13 protein-coding genes are annotated in these 15708 nt (G+C 71.5%); 10 read left to right on the plus strand and 3 right to left on the minus strand.

What is annotated here, in order from left to right; all coding sequences use genetic code 11:
• Positions 1–14: 14 nt before the first annotated feature.
• The 3 genes from AB0J88_RS10830 (at position 15) to AB0J88_RS10840 (ending at position 2374) form a co-directional block, all read left to right on the plus strand.
• Positions 15–437: a TOBE domain-containing protein gene (locus AB0J88_RS10830; RefSeq protein WP_364346174.1), complete on the plus strand. Its 423-nt coding sequence runs from the start codon at positions 15–17 to the stop codon at positions 435–437.
• Positions 438–454: 17 nt separating this feature from the next.
• Entirely contained in the window at positions 455–1087 is a 633-nt protein-coding gene (locus tag AB0J88_RS10835; protein WP_364346172.1) for a maleylpyruvate isomerase N-terminal domain-containing protein, read from the plus strand.
• A 108-nt stretch (positions 1088–1195) separates the two neighbouring features.
• On the plus strand, positions 1196–2374 hold the full coding sequence (locus AB0J88_RS10840) for an acyltransferase (protein ID WP_364346170.1): 1179 nt from the start codon (positions 1196–1198) through the stop codon (positions 2372–2374).
• 7 nt (positions 2375–2381) lie between these two features.
• On the opposite strand, the gene paaK is transcribed toward AB0J88_RS10840, so the two are convergent.
• Both paaK and AB0J88_RS10850 read right to left on the minus strand, forming a co-directional pair.
• Complete coding sequence (gene paaK / locus AB0J88_RS10845; RefSeq protein WP_364346168.1) at positions 2382–3647, minus strand: phenylacetate--CoA ligase PaaK; 1266 nt, start codon at positions 3645–3647, stop codon at positions 2382–2384.
• Positions 3648–3655: 8 nt separating this feature from the next.
• On the minus strand, positions 3656–3946 hold the full coding sequence (locus tag AB0J88_RS10850; protein WP_364346166.1) for a DUF4287 domain-containing protein: 291 nt from the start codon (positions 3944–3946) through the stop codon (positions 3656–3658).
• A gap of 325 nt (positions 3947–4271) precedes the next feature.
• On the opposite strand from AB0J88_RS10850, the gene AB0J88_RS10855 reads away from it, so the two are divergent.
• From AB0J88_RS10855 to AB0J88_RS10865, 3 genes are all read left to right on the plus strand, one after another.
• Positions 4272–7007, plus strand: coding sequence for a M14 family zinc carboxypeptidase (locus AB0J88_RS10855; protein WP_364346164.1), 2736 nt, complete (start codon positions 4272–4274; stop codon positions 7005–7007).
• A 145-nt stretch (positions 7008–7152) separates the two neighbouring features.
• Positions 7153–8334, plus strand: coding sequence for an FIST N-terminal domain-containing protein (locus AB0J88_RS10860; RefSeq protein WP_364346162.1), 1182 nt, complete (start codon positions 7153–7155; stop codon positions 8332–8334).
• A gap of 3 nt (positions 8335–8337) precedes the next feature.
• Positions 8338–10665: an EAL domain-containing protein gene (locus AB0J88_RS10865; RefSeq protein WP_364346160.1), complete on the plus strand. Its 2328-nt coding sequence runs from the start codon at positions 8338–8340 to the stop codon at positions 10663–10665.
• Here the strand turns inward: AB0J88_RS10865 and AB0J88_RS10870 are convergent.
• A complete protein-coding gene (locus AB0J88_RS10870; RefSeq protein WP_364346158.1) occupies positions 10639–11232 on the minus strand; it encodes a hypothetical protein in 594 nt (197 codons plus the stop codon). The genes AB0J88_RS10865 and AB0J88_RS10870 overlap by 27 nt on opposite strands.
• A gap of 164 nt (positions 11233–11396) precedes the next feature.
• Here AB0J88_RS10870 and AB0J88_RS10875 point away from each other — a divergent pair, with 164 nt between their 5' ends.
• The 4 genes from AB0J88_RS10875 (at position 11397) to AB0J88_RS10890 (ending at position 15707) form a co-directional block, all read left to right on the plus strand.
• The gene (locus AB0J88_RS10875; protein ID WP_364346156.1) at positions 11397–12404 is read left to right on the plus strand and encodes a LacI family DNA-binding transcriptional regulator; all 1008 of its coding nucleotides are present in this window, start codon (positions 11397–11399) and stop codon (positions 12402–12404) included.
• A 117-nt stretch (positions 12405–12521) separates the two neighbouring features.
• The gene (locus AB0J88_RS10880; protein ID WP_364346154.1) at positions 12522–13880 is read left to right on the plus strand and encodes an extracellular solute-binding protein; all 1359 of its coding nucleotides are present in this window, start codon (positions 12522–12524) and stop codon (positions 13878–13880) included.
• A gap of 175 nt (positions 13881–14055) precedes the next feature.
• Entirely contained in the window at positions 14056–14901 is an 846-nt protein-coding gene (locus AB0J88_RS10885) for a sugar ABC transporter permease (RefSeq protein ID WP_364737850.1), read from the plus strand.
• Complete coding sequence (locus tag AB0J88_RS10890) at positions 14898–15707, plus strand: carbohydrate ABC transporter permease (RefSeq protein ID WP_364361625.1); 810 nt, start codon at positions 14898–14900, stop codon at positions 15705–15707. Before AB0J88_RS10885 ends, AB0J88_RS10890 begins: the two co-directional genes overlap by 4 nt.
• Position 15708 lies beyond the last annotated feature (1 nt).

The following is a 15708-nucleotide window of genomic DNA, read 5'->3' on the forward strand; positions in this document are numbered from 1 at the left end:
GAATGGACAGGCCCATGCGACTCAGCATCCGCAACCAACTCGACGCCACGATCCTGTCGGTGTCCCGTGGCGACGCGATGGCCGCCGTGAAGGCCCAGCTCGCCAGCGGCCAGGAGGTGACTGCGGCGATCACCAGGGAGAGCGCCGACGAGCTCGAGCTCATCGCCGGCCAGCCCGTGACGATGCTGGTCAAGGCGACCGACGTCGCGCTGGCCACCGGCGCCGTCGGCGACCTCAGCATCCGCAACCAGCTCCCCGGCCGGATCACCTCGCTGACGAGCGGGGCCGCGATGACCACGCTGAAGGTGGCGGTCGACGGCGGCGGGGCGCTCACCGCGGTGGTCACCAACGACGCCGTCAACGACCTCGACCTCAGCGAGGGTGACGAGGTGCTCGCGCTGGTCAAGTCGACTGAGGTCAGCGTCGCGATCAACTGACCGATAGGCTCCGCGGCATGCATCGCAGGGCCTATCTCGACGCGGCGGCGATCGCCGTCGACCTCCTCGCCGACCCGGCGGTCGCCGACCGCTGGACGCAGCCGAGCGCGCTGGCCGAGTTCTCCGTCGGCGGCCTCGCCGGGCACCTCGGGCGCCAGGTGCACATGATGGTCGAGCTCCTCGACGCGCCACCGGCCGACCAGCGGCCGCGCGACCTGATGGAGCACTACGGCGCTTCGGTCTGGCTCGGCAAGGACGTCGACACGCCCGCCAACGTGGCGATCCGGGCGCAGGGCGACGAGTTCGCCGAGGCCGGCCACGCTCAGCTCGTCGAGACGCTGCGCGCCGACCTCGTGGCCATTCGCGAGACACTGCCCGAGATGCCGCCGGACGAGAAGGTGCTGCTGCCCTGGACCGGCTGGGCGCTGTGCCTGGACGACCTGCTGCTGACCCGGATGATGGAGATCTCCGTCCACTGTGACGACCTCGCGGTCAGCGTCGATCTGCCGACGCCGACGTTCCCGTCGCAGGTGCTGCGGCCGGTCCTCGGGCTGCTGACCGACCTGGCGGTGGCCCGGCACGGCCAGGTCGCGACCCTGCGGGCGCTCAGCCGTCGTGAGCGCGCGCCGGAGACCATCTCCGCACTCTGAGCGCCGGAGGTTACGGCTCTATCGGGTGCGATGACCGACCGGAAGGCCGTCGCCCGGGCGGGGTACGCACACCCGCCGCACGGCACGCGCCGTGGTTAGGGTCGGCCGGTGACCGCGAGGGAAGACGACTGGGTCGGGCCGCCGCGCTACCACACGGCGACCGCCGCCCTGACCGCACCGACCAGGCCGGAGCCCACCGTCTGGGCGAAGGCCGCGACGCAGGAACAGCCCACGCTGTGGGCCAGGGCCACGGGCCGGCAACCGGCCGGTGACGGCCGCGACCGCTGGTTCGACCTGCTCCGGGCCGCAGCCATCGTGCGCGTCGTGCTCTACCACATGTTCCCCGTCGCCTGGCTGGGCCTGGGATTCCCGGCGATGGGCGTGATGTTCGCGCTCGGCGGCTCGCTGATGGCCCGGTCCGTCGACCGCTCGGCCGCCCGCGCGGTCCGCGGCCGGTTGCGGCGGCTGCTGCCCGCGCTGTGGCTGCTCGCCGCGGTCGTCGTGCCCGCGATGCTCGTGGTCGGTTGGGACGACCGTCCAGGGTGGCCGGCGCTGCTGCTCTGGCTGCTGCCGATCGCCGAGCCGCCGGCCACCGCCTGGGCCGAGCCGGTCAGCGGCATCCTGTGGTACCTCGTGACGTACCTCTGGCTGGTGCTGCTCTCGCCGTTGCTGCTGAAGCTCTATCGCAAGGCCCGGGTGCTGACCGTGCTGGCGCCGCTCGCGATCCTGCCCCTTTATCAGGTCGCGCCCTGGCCGTTCGGCGACCGGTCCGCCTCGGTGGTCGAGGACGTGCTGACGTTCGCGGCCTGCTGGGTGCTCGGCTTCGCCCATCGCGACGGCGACCTGCGCCGCCTGCGGTTCGCGGCGGTCCTGGCGATCTCGGTGGCGGCCACGTCCGGCGCGGTCGGCTGGGTGGTCACCCACCACGGCGCCGACGGCATCGACCTGGGCGAGAGCCCGGTGGCGTACGCCATCTACTCGATCGGCTTCGTGCTGGTGCTGCTGCGGCTGGCGCCGAAGATGGACTGGCTCACGCAACGCCGCCGCGCAGACGCCGCCGTGACCCTGCTCAACTCGCGGGCCGTGACGATCTACCTGTGGCACAACGCGGCGATCACGGCCGCCTTCCCGCTCGGCGACCTGCTGCACGTCTGGGTGTTCGGCGACACGATCGCCGAGGTCGGCTACACCGCGATCGGCCTGTGGCTGCTCGTCATGGTGGTCATGCACGTCGGCTGGGTCGAGGACCTGTCGGCCCGCCGCCGCCCCCGGCTGCTGCCGATCTGAAGGAAGGTCAGCGCTCGTCGACGATCCGGCGCATCTTGCCCATCGAGCGCTCGACACCGTCCGGCTCCAGCACCTCGACCGCGATGGTCACGCCGATCCGGTCCTTCACCGCCGCGGCGAGCGTGGCGGCCGCCGCGGAGGCGTCGACGCCGGGCCGCCGCTCGACCCGGACGGTCAGCGCGTCGAGCCGGCCGGAGCGGCTGAGCACGCACTGGAAATGGGGCGAGAGCTCGGCGGTCCCGAGGATCAGCTCCTCGATCTGGGTCGGGAACACGTTGACCCCGCGCACGATCATCATGTCGTCCGTACGCCCGGTGATCTTCTCCATCCGGCGCATCGGGCGGGCGGTGCCGGGCAGCAGCCGGGTCAGGTCGCGGGTGCGGTAGCGGATCACGGGCATCGCCTGCTTGGTCAGCGACGTGAAGACGAGCTCGCCGAACGACCCGTCGGGCAGCACCGCACCGGTCACCGGGTCGATGATCTCCGGATAGAAGTGGTCCTCCCAGATGTGCGGGCCGTCCTTGGTCTCGACGCACTCGTTGGCCACACCCGGGCCCATCACCTCGGACAGGCCGTAGATGTCGACCGCGTCGATGCCGAGCCGCTCCTCGATCTCGCGGCGCATGTCCTCGGTCCACGGCTCGGCGCCGAGGATGCCGGTGCGCAGCGAGGTGCCGCGCGGGTCGACGCCCTGCCGCTCCAGCTCGTCGACGATCGCGAGCAGGTAGCTGGGCGTCACCATGATGATCGACGGCTGGAAGTCCTGGATCAGCATGACCTGCCGCGACGTCATCCCGCCCGACACCGGCACGACCGTGCAGCCGAGCTCCTCGGCGCCGTAGTGGGCGCCGAGGCCGCCGGTGAACAGGCCGTAACCGTACGCCACGTGCACGACGTCGCCGGGGTTTCCGCCCGAGGCCCGGATCGAGCGGGCCATCAGCCGCGCCCAGGTGGTGATGTCGTCCTTCGTGTAGCCGACCACCGTCGGGCGGCCCGTGGTGCCCGACGAGGCGTGCACCCGGACGACCTGCTCGCGCGGCACGGCGAACATCCCGAACGGGTAGTTGGCCCGCAGGTCGTCCTTGCTGGTCGTCGGGAACGCCGCCAGGTCGTCGAGGGACTTCAGGTCGTCCGGGTGTACGCCGGCCGCGTCGAACGCGGCACGGTAGTGCGGGACGTTGTCGTAGGCGTGCCCGAGCGACCAGCGGAGTCGTTCGAGCTGGAGGGAGCGCAGCTCGTCGACCGACGCCCGCTCGACGGGTTCAAGCGGCATGCCGCCCACTATGCCGGCCGCGCCGCCTTGCCGTCGAGCCAGAGCAGGTCGGAGGCGTCGCCGTGGGAACCGGCGCGGCCGACGTGCTTCGACGAGATCCGCGGACCCTTCTTGATGACGTGGACCAGGGCCATCGCGTGCCCCCGGCCCAGCCCGTAGTCGTCGCGCAGCCACTCGACGATGGTCGTCGCCTTCACGTCTGCGGCGTCGAAGCCCCGGGCGCGGGCCTCGTCGACCAGCTCACGCGGGGTCTTGCCGGTCTTGTCCTCCGCCGCGTCGAGGTAGGCCTGGAACGACATGTCGGTCTCCTTGCGTCGTGGCCGCCCGCACGTCGCGGGCGGCCCTCACCAGTGCAGCGAACGGGCCGGCCCGATTTCGACATCGTGACGGGACTTTTTCCGGCGGCACCTCGCGGGGTGATCGTCCACGATAGACTTCGCCCGGTTCGGTGGTATTTCACGTTATTCGCCACAATGAATGGCCTCGGGCTTTCGGATCTTGACCCTTGGAAATGCCAGGTCATAGGCTCCATTCGCCTTTCACTCCACCTTTCCGGGAAGGGAAGCGGGTTTAATGCGACTACCGAACCGCGCAAAACGGCTTGCGGGTGCAGCGACAGCGCTGTTGCTCGCCGGCACGCTGCCGATGCTCAACGGCGTTCCCGCCAGCGCCAACCCCCCTCGTCCAGCCTGTGACCCCAACCCCCAGGCCCGCCTGACCGACGTGCCGAGCCCGGAGGCCTTCCTCGGCTTCCCCCTCGGCCTCGGTCAGCAGCGGGTCGTCACCAACGACGAGATCCGCCGGTACGTGGCCGCCGTCGACGCCTCCTCGGACCGCGTCGTCACCGGCACCATGGCCACCAGCGTCACCGGCCAGCCGCTGCCGTACGCGATCGTCTCCGACAGCTCGCACGTCACGAAGGACGGCCTCGCGGCGATCGCGGAGAACATCCGCGACCTGCGCGACCCGCGCACGATGGCGGACTCGAAGGCCGCCCGGATCGCGCACGACGGCCCGGCGATCGTCTACATCGCCGGCAACGTCCACGGTGGTGAGACCAGCGGCGCGGACGCCGCGCTGAAGTCGCTCTACGAGCTCGCCGCCGGCCTGTCCTGCGACGTGCGTGACCGCAACGACAACCTGGTCACGGTCATCATCCCGACCCAGAACCCGGACGGCCGGGCCGCCAGCCGCCGGCAGAACGAGTACGGCTTCGACCTGAACCGCGACTGGTTCGCCCGCAGCCAGCCGGAGACCGACGGCAAGATCGAGCTGCTCCGGAAGTACCCGCCGCAGGTCTTCGTCGACGCGCACGAGATGGGCAGCCGGCGCTACTTCTTCCCGCCGAACGCCGACCCGATCCACCACGAGATCGCCAGCGAGCCGGTCGACTGGATCAACCGCATCGGTGAGGCCAACAAGGCCGGCTTCGGCTACAACGGCGCCTGCACCGCGACGGTCACCACCGAGTGCTACTTCAACTACGACGTCTACGACCTCTTCTACATGGGGTACGGCGACACCGTGCCGGCCGCCGGGTTCGGCGCCGCCGGCATGACGTACGAGAAGGGCAGCGCGTCGGCCGTCCAGGACCGGGTGCAGCAGCAGTTCAACACCCAGTGGTCGACGATCGGCTGGGCCTCCGCCAACAAGAAGGAGGTCCTCACCGGCTGGTTCAAGGTCTGGAAGGACGCGCTGGCCGAGGGCAAGGCCGGCACGCTCGAGCCCAACGAGGTCGTCCAGCCCGACAACACGGTGCAGTTCCCGGTGCCGGACATCAAGATCAAATCCTACTTCCTGCTCCCCGAGCGCCAGCAGGCCGACGTGCGCCGGCTGGTCGAGCGGCTGCGGGCGATGGACGTCGAGGTCTACGAGGTCAAGGAGCCGATCACGGTGCCGAACGCGCACGTGTTCGGTGGCCGTGAGGCCGACAACCTGACCGTGCCCAAGGGCGCCTACTGGATCCCGATGGCCCAGCCGCAGAAGCACTGGATCCAGGCGACGCTCGGCGAGGACCCGTACGTTCCGTTCCCGTACTTCTACGACGTGTCCTCGTGGAGCAACCCGCTGCTGATGGGCATCGACACCATCTACACCGGTGACGACCTGAAGCCCAAGGTGCAGCGCGTCGCGCGTCCGGCCGGCGGCAAGGCGGCCAACGCGCCCGCGGGCGGCTCCTACCAGTTCCGACTCGACTCGGCCGGCGCCGCGGAGCTCACTTTCGCGCTGCTGGGCGCAGGCGTCGAGGTCAAGCGCGACGCCGCCAACGTGGCCTCCTTCCCGGAGGCGGGGCTGACCGGTGCGCTCAACGACCGGGCCCTCGGCCTGGGCGTGACACTCAGCGCCAACCGCAAGCCGCCGGCCGGCGCCGCGGTCACCCTGCCGGACGTCGGCCTGTTCCGCGGCACCGGCATCTCCACCACCTCCGGCTCGTACGGCGAGGCGCGCTACGTGCTCGGCGCCCGCTGGGGCCTCGACCTGAAGCCGGTCACCACGGCCGACATCAACGACAACACCGCGGCGTTCACCGACCGCACGGTGGTGCTGGTGCCGGACGGCAGCAGCGCGACCGGTGGCCTGACCGCCGCCGGCCAGCAGAACCTGCGCAACTGGGTGGCGGCCGGCAACACGTACATCGGCCTGCGCAACGAAGGCACCCGGGTCGCCCGCGCGGCCGGGCTCACCTCGACCACCGAGAAGCCCCAGACGCCCGACTACACGGTGATCGGCTCGCACTTCCGGGTCGACGTCGACGGCAGCAGCCCGGTGGGCGCGGGTCGCCCGGCCGAGGACTTCGAGTTCAACAACGAGGACCCGATCCTCAACCCGAGCACCACCGGCACCAACGTCGTCACCTACCCCACGGACGACACGTTCTGGCACAACGGCTTCACGGTCGACGAGCACCTGCTCGCCGGCACGGCGGCCGTGGTCGACGAGCCGACCGGGGCCGGTCGGGCGGTGCTGTTCGCCTTCAACCCGCTGTTCCGGGCGTACAACGAGAGCGGCATCCAGATGCTCGCCAACTCGGTTCTCTACCCGGCGGGTCAGTCGGTGGCCCGCCGGTCGGCGGCGACGGTCGACCCGGCCCGGGCGGCCGCCGCGGCCGCCCCCGCACCGGAGAACCTGGGCGGCGAGTGGCGCCCGATCACCATCAAGGTCGCTTCGGGCGATCTGGCCCGGGCCGAGTCGGTGGTCGACGGCTACACCGACACCGCCCGGGTCAGCCAGGCCGGCGGGTCGGCCTGGCTGGTCATCCCCAACCCCGAGGGCCTGCAGGCCGACGAGCACCCGTACCTGCGCGATCTGGTCAGTGACCTGCGTGCGGCCGGGATCTCGCTCAAGTCGGTCGTAGGGTGAGTCACGGCACCCGGTGGTTCCCGCCCCTCGGGGACCACCGGGTGCCACCCGTCCCAGACGCGTTATGACCATGACCACTGCGCCCTGAAGCGAACGGTCCTCACCACTACAGTTGGTGGTTGTCCGACCACGCATTCGTGTGGGGGTGAGGGTCCTGACCAGCAACCGCGCCGTCCGCGGTGTCGGCACCGGCAACGGCACCGACACGCGCGTGGCCGCCGAGACGGCGGTCACCGAGGCATTGCGCCCCCTCGGGGGCCGCCGGCCCGATCTGGTGCTGGTGTACGCCTCTGTCCGGTACGACCTCGAAACGGTGCTGAAGACCGTCAACGCGGCCGCCGGCTCCGCCGTGATCGCCGGCGCCACGAGCTCCGGCCAGCTGCACAACGGCCAGCTCACCGAGCCCGGCGACGGCATCGCCGTGCTGGCCCTGGCCGGCGGCGGCTACCGCTTCGGCCTCGGGCACGCCACCGGGCTGCAGGCCGACGCGACCGGGGCCGGCCGGGCGTTGGCCCGCGCCGCGCTCGACGCGGCCGGCCCGGAGCGCTCGCCGCACGAGGCGGTCCTGATCTTCTCCGACGGCCTGGCCGGCGACCAGCAGGAGCTGCTCAACGGCATCCACAAGGTCACGGGCTTCCAGATCCCGGTGATCGGCGGCGCCGCGGCCGACGACCGCAACCTCGCCGAGACGTTCGTGTTCGCCGGCGACAAGGTGCTGCGCGACGCCGCCGTGGCCATCTGGATCGGCTCGGACCGGCCGCTGCGGGTGATCGGCGGGCACGGCTGGCAGCCGACCAGCCTGCCGCTGATGCTCAGCGGGGTCGACGGCCAGATAGTCCGTGAGCTCGGCGGCCGGCCCGCGCTGGAGGTCTACAAGGAGAACTTCCGGCCGCTCCAGACCGGCCGCAAGCTCTACCGGCGGGCGGGCGGATACCACTCCGAGCACGCCTTCGGCCTCATCCAGCCCGACGGCTCGCTGCTGATCCGCGGCGCGTTCATCGACAGCGACGGCGACCTGCGCACGTTCTCGCCGCTGCCGCCCTTCTCCGCGGTTCAGGTGGTCTCCTGCGACACCGAGGACCTCCTGGAGGTCGGCGAGCAGGTGGTGGGAGGCGTCGTGGACGACGAGGAGCCGGCGGTGGTGCTCGTGTTCGACTGCGTCGCCCGGCTCGACATCCTCGGCGAACGCGGGCACGAGGAGGCCCGACGGCTGCAACGGGCCGCGGGCAACGCGCCGACGTTCGGCTACTACACGTACGGCGAGTTCGCGCGCACCACCGGCGTCGCCGGCTACCACAACGCCACGATCGCGGCAATGGCCCTCTGACAGATGGTGGCCTACGGGGATCCGCAGACACCCCGCTTCGAGTCCGAGGCGGAGACGCTGCGTGCCGCCCTCTCCCGCGCGGAGGGCGCCGCCGCGGCGGCGTACCGGGACACCGCCCGTCTGATCCGGCTGCTGACCGTCATCGGCACGCCGTCCTCCCCCGGCCGGCTGATCGACCGCACCCTGACCGTGCTATCCGAGGTGTTCGCCGCCGACGTGGTGTGCATCGCGGAGGCCATCGACGACCGGCTGTTCGTCACCGCCTCGTGCGGACTGCCCGAGGACGACCCGGCGTTCACCACCGGCTGGCCGGTCGGCCCGACCGCCCGCCGGGTGATCACCTCCGGCACCGCCGCGGCCCGGCACGCCGTGCCGGTCGCCGACCGCCCGCCGCCGCTGCGCGACGTCCCGACCACCTCGGCGGCCTGGATACCCCTGTCCGGCGTGGGCACCGAGTTCGCCGGCGACCTGCTCGTGCTCTACCGCAGCGGCGGCGACCTGTTCACGCCGGCCGACCTCCAGGTGCTGCTCTCGATGGCCTACCGCATGTACTCGGCCGTCGAGTCGCGCGAGCGCGGGGCCGCGATCGAGCGGCTCGCGCAGGCCGGCCCCGGTCTGGCCCGGCACCTCGACGTCGGGTCGCTGCTCGACGAGGCAGTGGTCCTGCTGCGCGAGCTCACCGGCACGGACTCGGCCTGGGTGCTCACCGTGCGCGACGACCTGGCCGAGGTGACGGCGGTGGCCGACAACGCCGACACGGGGAAGCCGTGGCCGAGGCCCGCGTCCGAGCTGCCGGGCTGGGCCCGGCTGTCCGCCGGCGAGGCGTACGTCGGCCCGGCCACGACCAGCGACGACCCCGTGCTGCTCGTCCCGGTGATGCGCGACGGCACGGCCATCGCGGTGCTGGCGGCCAAGGGCCGGCGCGCCCGGTCGTTCGGCAAGTCCTCCGTCGAGGTCGCCCAGGTGCTGGCCAGCTACCTGAGCGTGGCGATGGCCAACGGCGAGCACTACCGGCGGCTCAAGGCCCGCGAGCACGAGCTCCAGCGGCGGGCCTCGCGTGACCCGCTGACCGGCCTGGCCAACCGGATGACCGCCGCGCAGCGGATCGACGAGGCGCTGGCCACCTCACCGACCGGCGTGGCCGGGCTGCTCTTCTTCGACCTCGACAAGTTCAAGGCGGTCAACGACCGGCTCGGCCACGAGGCCGGCGACGAGCTGATCCAGCAGGTGGCCCAGCGGCTGCGCAAGGTGGTGCGGCCCGGCGACATGCTGGCCCGGTTCGGCGGCGACGAGTTCGTCCTGCTGATCAACGGCGCCACGGACCTGACCGACCTCAACGACATGGGCCGCCGCATCCAGGTGGCGCTGGGCGACGAGTTCCCGCTGCGCGGCGAGCGCGTCGAGGTCACCGCGAGCATCGGCGCCGTGCTCGGCCGGCGGGGCACCGCCTCTGCCAGCGCGATGCTGCGCGACGCCGACGCCGCGATGTACGCCGCCAAGGCCCGCGGCTCCGGCCGGCTGGAGATCTTCGACGACGAGGCCTCGCACCGCTCGATAGACCGCCTCGACCTGCGCTCCGACCTGTCCGAGGCGCTCGAGCACGGCCAGCTCTCGGTCGCGTACCAGCCGATGGTCGAGCTCAAGACCAACACGATCCGCTCGTTCGAGGCGCTGGCCCGCTGGCGCCACCCGGAGCGCGGCAACGTGCCGCCGGACGTGTTCATCCCGCTGGCCGAGGAGACCGGTGCGATCGTCCCGATCGGTGCCTGGGTGCTCGACCAGGCATGCCGGCAGCTCGCGACGTGGCAGCGCGAGTTCCCCACCGAGCGCCTCCACATGAGCGTGAACATCTCGGCCGTGCAGCTCGAGCGCGGGCACGGCGAGCTGCTCGACGTGATCCGGGCGGCCGGGGTCGACCCGGCCGACATCTGGCTCGAGGTCACCGAGCACATGGACACCGCGGAGGACATCTCCAGCCAGGTGTCGGCGCTGCGCGGCGCCGGCGTGCACTTCGCGCTCGACGACTTCGGGATGTCGTACTCCAGCCTGGCCTACCTCCAGCGGTTCCCGGTCGAGGGCCTGAAGATCGACCGGGGGTTCGTGGCCGCGATGGGCGGCTCGGAGAACAACGGCCGCGGCATCGTCCGCGCCATCATGGCGGTGGCCGACTCGTTGTCGATGAAGGCGTTCGCCGAGGGCATCGAGACGCAGGCGCAGCTCGACGCACTGCTGGACCTCGGCTGCGGCTACGGCCAGGGCCACCTGCTCTCACCGCCGCTGCCCGTCGAGCGGGCCACCCGGGCCCTACGGGCCCAGCGGGACCGTGCCTAGCGACGCCCGGTCGATCGCGCCGTCAGCCGTGCGCGGGAAGCGGTCGAGCACCACCAACCTGCGCGGCACGCGCGGCGCGGCCAGCCGCGCGGTCAGGTAGTCGCGAAGCACCTCCGGCTCGGCGTGCCAGCCCGGCAGCAGTGTCAGGTATCCGATCAGGACGGACTCCCGGAGCACCACGGCGCACTCGTCGACCTCGTCCGCCGCCGCCAACGCGGCCTCGGCGACCTCTGGGTCGGACCGGCCTCCGCGGATGCGGAAACTGGGCCGGCGCCGTACCGGCGTGGGCAGGAGGTGCGGCAACCGCACTCCCGCCGCGAGACGCAGAGCCACGGACGGCGGAAGCCACAACCTGGTGTCGTGCGGCGGCGGCGCCAGGACCCGCGTCGGGACCAATCGCGGGTAGGTGGCGCGCAACAGGGCGCGGATCGCCCGCGGGTCGGCGCAGTCGGCCACGGGAATGTCCCGATCCGCGGCCCATCGCCAGTTGGCGGGCAGCTCGTGCCCCCACTCCCGCAGCAGGTGCGGCCACCCTTCCGAGGGCAGCGCGACATGCGACGATCCCATTCCCCGTGACTCCCCTGTTGTGGCAAACGCCGGTAACTTTAGGTCACTGGTCGACTACGTTGGGGTACCAACACTCCCGGCGTGTCCGGCTCAGTTCGACGGACGTCACTGCGAGCGCGGTACGATCCGGCCACAGCAGGACTCACCGAGCCGAGGAGGTCCGGGTGGCGTTTCGCGGCGACCGGCCGCGGATCGGCCAGGTCGCGCAGCTCGCCGGGGTCAGCGCGACCACGGTCTCGCACGCCCTCAACGGGCGCCGGCCGGTGTCGGCGGAGACCCGGCGGCGCATCATGGACGCGATCGAGGAGCTCGGCTACCGGCCCAACGTGGTCGCGCGCGGCCTGCGCGCCGGCCGCAGCCTGACGATCGGCCTGGTGATCCCCGACATCACGAACCCGTTCTACCCGGTGCTCGCCCGTGGCGTGCAGGACGTGCTCGGGCCGGCCGGCTACGACGAGATCATCACCAACACCAACGGCGTCCGCGACCTGGAGCGCGCGGCCCTCGACAAGATGATCTCGCGGCAGGTCGACGGCGTCGCGTTCGCGGTCTTCAACACCCACGCCGACGACCTCCAGCCGGTGATCGACGCGCAGATCCCGGTGGTGCGCCTCGGCGGGCGGCAGACGCAGCCCGGCGTCGACCTGGTGCACAGCGACGACGAGGGCGGCGCCCGCGACGCGGTGCGCTATCTGATCCACAATGGATACCGGCGGATCGCCTTCATCTGCGGCCCCGCGGCCGAGGGGCCGGCCGCCGAGCGGGTCGCCGGCTACCGCGCCGCGCTCGCCGAGGCCGGCATCGGTCCACAGCAGAACCTCGTGGTGCACACCGACTTCAGCCGCGCCGGCGGCGCGCACGGCGTGGAAAAGCTGATCCGGCAACGCAAGCGTCCCGACGCGGTGCTGTGCGCCAACGACATGATGGCGATCGGCGCGCTCGACGCGGCCCGGGAACGCGGCCTGCGGGTGCCCGACGACCTCGCCGTGATGGGCTTCGACGACATCGACGCGGCGAGCCTCGTCACGCCGCAACTGACCACGATCGCCAACCCGGCGCGGGAGATCGGGGTGGCCTGCGCGCGGCTGCTGCTCGACCGGATCGACGGGGTCGCCGGCCCACCCCGGGAGATCGTCATCCCGACCCAACTGATCCGTCGCCAGTCCACCTGACTGACGCCCGTCCATATAGAACCTCTTGACTTCCGTCAGGTTGCGGGTAGATTGCCGGCAGGTCTTAACGATTTGCTAGCCCGATAGATCCCCTTCGTCCAGCGGGAGGGCCAGACCATGATCGGAAACAGACGCGTCCTCGCGGCGGTGACCGCCGTCGCACTCGGCTTGACGGTCACCGCGTGCGGCGGCGACGACGAGAGCGGCGACGGCGGCAAGAGCCTGACGATGTGGACGTTCAAGCGCACCCACGTCGAGGCGTTGCAACAGGCCGCCGCCGCCTTCAAGGACAAGAGCGGCATCGACGTGCGGATCGAGGCGTTCTCGCCCGACGACGTCTTCACCGCGAAGATCCAGAGCGCGGCGCAGACCAAGGACCTGCCCGACGTGCTCGAGCTGCACTCGGGTGGCGAGGACCTGCGGGTCGGCGGCGGCGGGCTGCTCGCCGACCTCAAGGGCGACTTCGACGGCAAGCTCGACCGCTTCCTGGCACCCACGCGGGAGTCCGGCCGGGTCACCCAGCAGCGCAAGGACAGCATCGAGGAGCTGTCGGGTGCGACCGTCGGAAGCCTCTACAGCGTCCCGTTCACCGCCGGCACGTTCGGCATCGTCTACGCCAACAAGGAGAAGCTGGCCGCGGCGGGTCTCGACCCCGCGACGCCACCGGCCACCTGGGAGGAGTTCCTGAGTGCGCTGAAGGCGACGACCACCTCGGACAAGGAGCAGGGCGGGCTCTCGCTCGGCCTCAAGGTCACCCAGACCGGGTTCAACTGGGTCTACGAGCAGCTCGCGTTCGCGTACCTCGGTCAGCAGAAGTTCGAGGCCCTGTTCGGCAAGGGGACCACGGCCGGCTTCGGCTCGCCGGACGGGCTCAAGACCCTCGACCTCTACGCGCAGCTGCGGCCCTACTGGATCCCGGGCGTCAGCGCGCTCGGCATCGACGAGGCCGACATCGCCTTCGCGCAGGGCAAGTCGGCGTTCAACGTCGGCGGCACGTTCACCCTGGCCTTCCTCGCCCAGAACGGCATGAAGCCCGAGAACGTGCTGGCCTTCCCGATCCCGCCGGCCACCGGCGGTGCCGTGCGCGACCTCCGCCTGGCGCCCCTCGCGCTGACCGGGCTGTCGGTCACCTCGACCAGCGCCAACGCCGCCGGCGCGAGCCAGTGGGTCGACTTCCTCACCTCGCCCGAGGGGGCCGGCATCTTCGCCAAGGCGTCGCTCGACCTGCCCGCCACCGACCTCGGCACGCAGGCCGAGACGCTGATCGGCCCGGACCTCGCGGCGCTGCAACAGTTCTTCACCGGCCCGGCACAGGACACCTACGACGCCGGCAACCGGGGGTTCCGCCCGCCGGACTACGACGAGGTCGAGATGGGCAACCCGCTGCTGAAGCTGGCACCCCTCGGCGAGGCCGACGCGGCCACCACCGGCCGCACGCTCGACACCGTCGTCAAGGCGATGTGGGACGCGAAGTAAGTGGCCGTCACCACCGACACCACCGTCGCGGGGGGGGGGGCCCCGGGGGCCCCCCCCCCCCCCCCCGCCCCCCCCGGGGGGGGGGGGGGCCCCCGCCCCCCCCCCCCCCACCGCCCGGTCCCGGCAGCGGGGGCGCCGGGCCCTGGTCGGCTACGCGTTCATCGCCCCCGCGGTCGTGCTCTTCCTGGTGATGGGGCTCTACACGCTCGTCTACAGCTTCGGGCTCAGCTTCGCCAAGTGGAACGGCTTCTCGCCGAGCTGGGACTGGGTGGGCCTGCAGAACTACCGCGACCTGCTCTACGCGGACCCGCGGCTGGCGCCCGAGATGCGCAACGCCGCGGTCAACACGGGGATCGCGATGGTCGCCGTCTCGTTCGGCACCGTCCTCATCGCCCTGCCGCTGGCCACGCTGCTCAACAGCGTCACCCGGCTGCGCGGCACGCTGCGGTCGATCTTCTTCCTGCCGTACGTGACGGCGGGCATCGCGGTCTACTACGCGTGGCGCTACGTGCTCGAGCCCGACGGCGCCGTCAACCTCGCGTTGCGGGCGGTCGGGCTCGGCAGCCTGGCCCGGCCGCAGGGCTTCCTCGCCGACCCGGACACGGCGCTGCCGACCCTGATCGTCATCATGGTCTGGGGCAGCGTCCCGGTCGCGATGCTGCTCTACCTGGCCGGCCTGCAGGCGATCGACCCCGCGGTGATCGAGGCGGCCTCGCTCGACGGCGCCGGGTCGGTGCGCCGGCTGCGGCACATCACCTGGCCGCTGCTGGTGCCGATCACGGTCGCGATCGTGCTGCTCGGGCTGCGCGACACCATGCAGGGTTTCCAGATCTTCCTGATCATGACCAACGGCGGTCCGGCCGGGCACACCGACGTGCTCGGGCTCAAGGCGTACCAGCAGGCGTTCTTCCAGAGCCTGTCCCCCACGCTCGGTGTCGCCAGCGCGCTGGGCTGGCTCATCTTCCTGGCCGCGCTGCTGCTCGCCGTGGTCAACGCCCGGCTGCTGCGGGGGCAACGATGAGGCGCGTCGTCCCCTTCCTGCTGTTGACCGCGTACGCGGCGATCAGCCTCTACCCGTTCGTCTGGATGGTGTCCGGCGCCTTCAAGGACCGCCTGGAGGTGCTGTCCGGTGGCCATCTCGTTCCCCGTCGGCCGACGCTGGAGACGCTCGCCGACACCTGGAGCCGGCTGCACTTCTTCGACTACTTCCTCAACAGCCTCCAGGTCACCGGGCTGACGGTGCTCGGCGTGCTGGTCGTCTACAGCCTCGCCGGCTACGCCTTCGCGATGATCGAGTTCCCGGGCCGGCGCTTCGTGTTCTGGTTCTTCGTCGCCCTGCTGTTCGTGCCGAGCATCACCGTGCTGCTGCCGCTGACCATCCTGGAGAACAAGCTGGGCATCCTGGGTACGCACGCCGGCCTGATCCTGCCGTTCGTCAACGGCACCGCGCCGCTGGCGGTGCTGATGCTGACCAACGCGTTCCGCGCCGTCCCGCTCGACCTGCACGACGCCGCGACCGCCGACGGCGCCGGCGAGCTACGGATCTTCTGGCGCGTCTACCTGCCGCTGGCCCGGCCGACGCTGATCACCATCGGCGTGCTGACGGCGGTGCCGACCTGGAACGAGTACGTGCTCACCCGGGTGTCGCTCAACGACGAGTCCCGCTACACGCTGCCGCTCGCGCTGGAGCGGCTGGCGTCCGGCACCGTGCCCTCGTACAACGAGATCATGGCGGGCTCGCTGATCCTGGTGGTCCCGGTGATCGTGCTGTTCCTGGCCCTCCAGCGGTACTTCGTCAACGGGCTGTCCGGTGCGGTCAAGAACTGAC

This window comes from Asanoa sp. NPDC049475, assembly GCF_040676915.1.
Classification (GTDB): domain Bacteria; phylum Actinomycetota; class Actinomycetes; order Mycobacteriales; family Micromonosporaceae; genus Asanoa.

Coding starts and splice junctions, on each gene's coding strand:
- AB0J88_RS10865 (WP_364346160.1), top strand. CDS start 8,338: ATGGTGGCCTACGGGGATCCGCAGACACCCCGCTTCGAGTCCGAGGCG.
- AB0J88_RS10890 (WP_364361625.1), top strand. CDS start 14,898: ATGAGGCGCGTCGTCCCCTTCCTGCTGTTGACCGCGTACGCGGCGATC.
- AB0J88_RS10870 (WP_364346158.1), bottom strand. CDS start 11,232: ATGGGATCGTCGCATGTCGCGCTGCCCTCGGAAGGGTGGCCGCACCTG.
- paaK (WP_364346168.1), bottom strand. CDS start 3,647: ATGCCGCTTGAACCCGTCGAGCGGGCGTCGGTCGACGAGCTGCGCTCC.
- AB0J88_RS10830 (WP_364346174.1), top strand. CDS start 15: ATGCGACTCAGCATCCGCAACCAACTCGACGCCACGATCCTGTCGGTG.
- AB0J88_RS10850 (WP_364346166.1), bottom strand. CDS start 3,946: ATGTCGTTCCAGGCCTACCTCGACGCGGCGGAGGACAAGACCGGCAAG.
- AB0J88_RS10835 (WP_364346172.1), top strand. CDS start 455: ATGCATCGCAGGGCCTATCTCGACGCGGCGGCGATCGCCGTCGACCTC.
- AB0J88_RS10880 (WP_364346154.1), top strand. CDS start 12,522: ATGATCGGAAACAGACGCGTCCTCGCGGCGGTGACCGCCGTCGCACTC.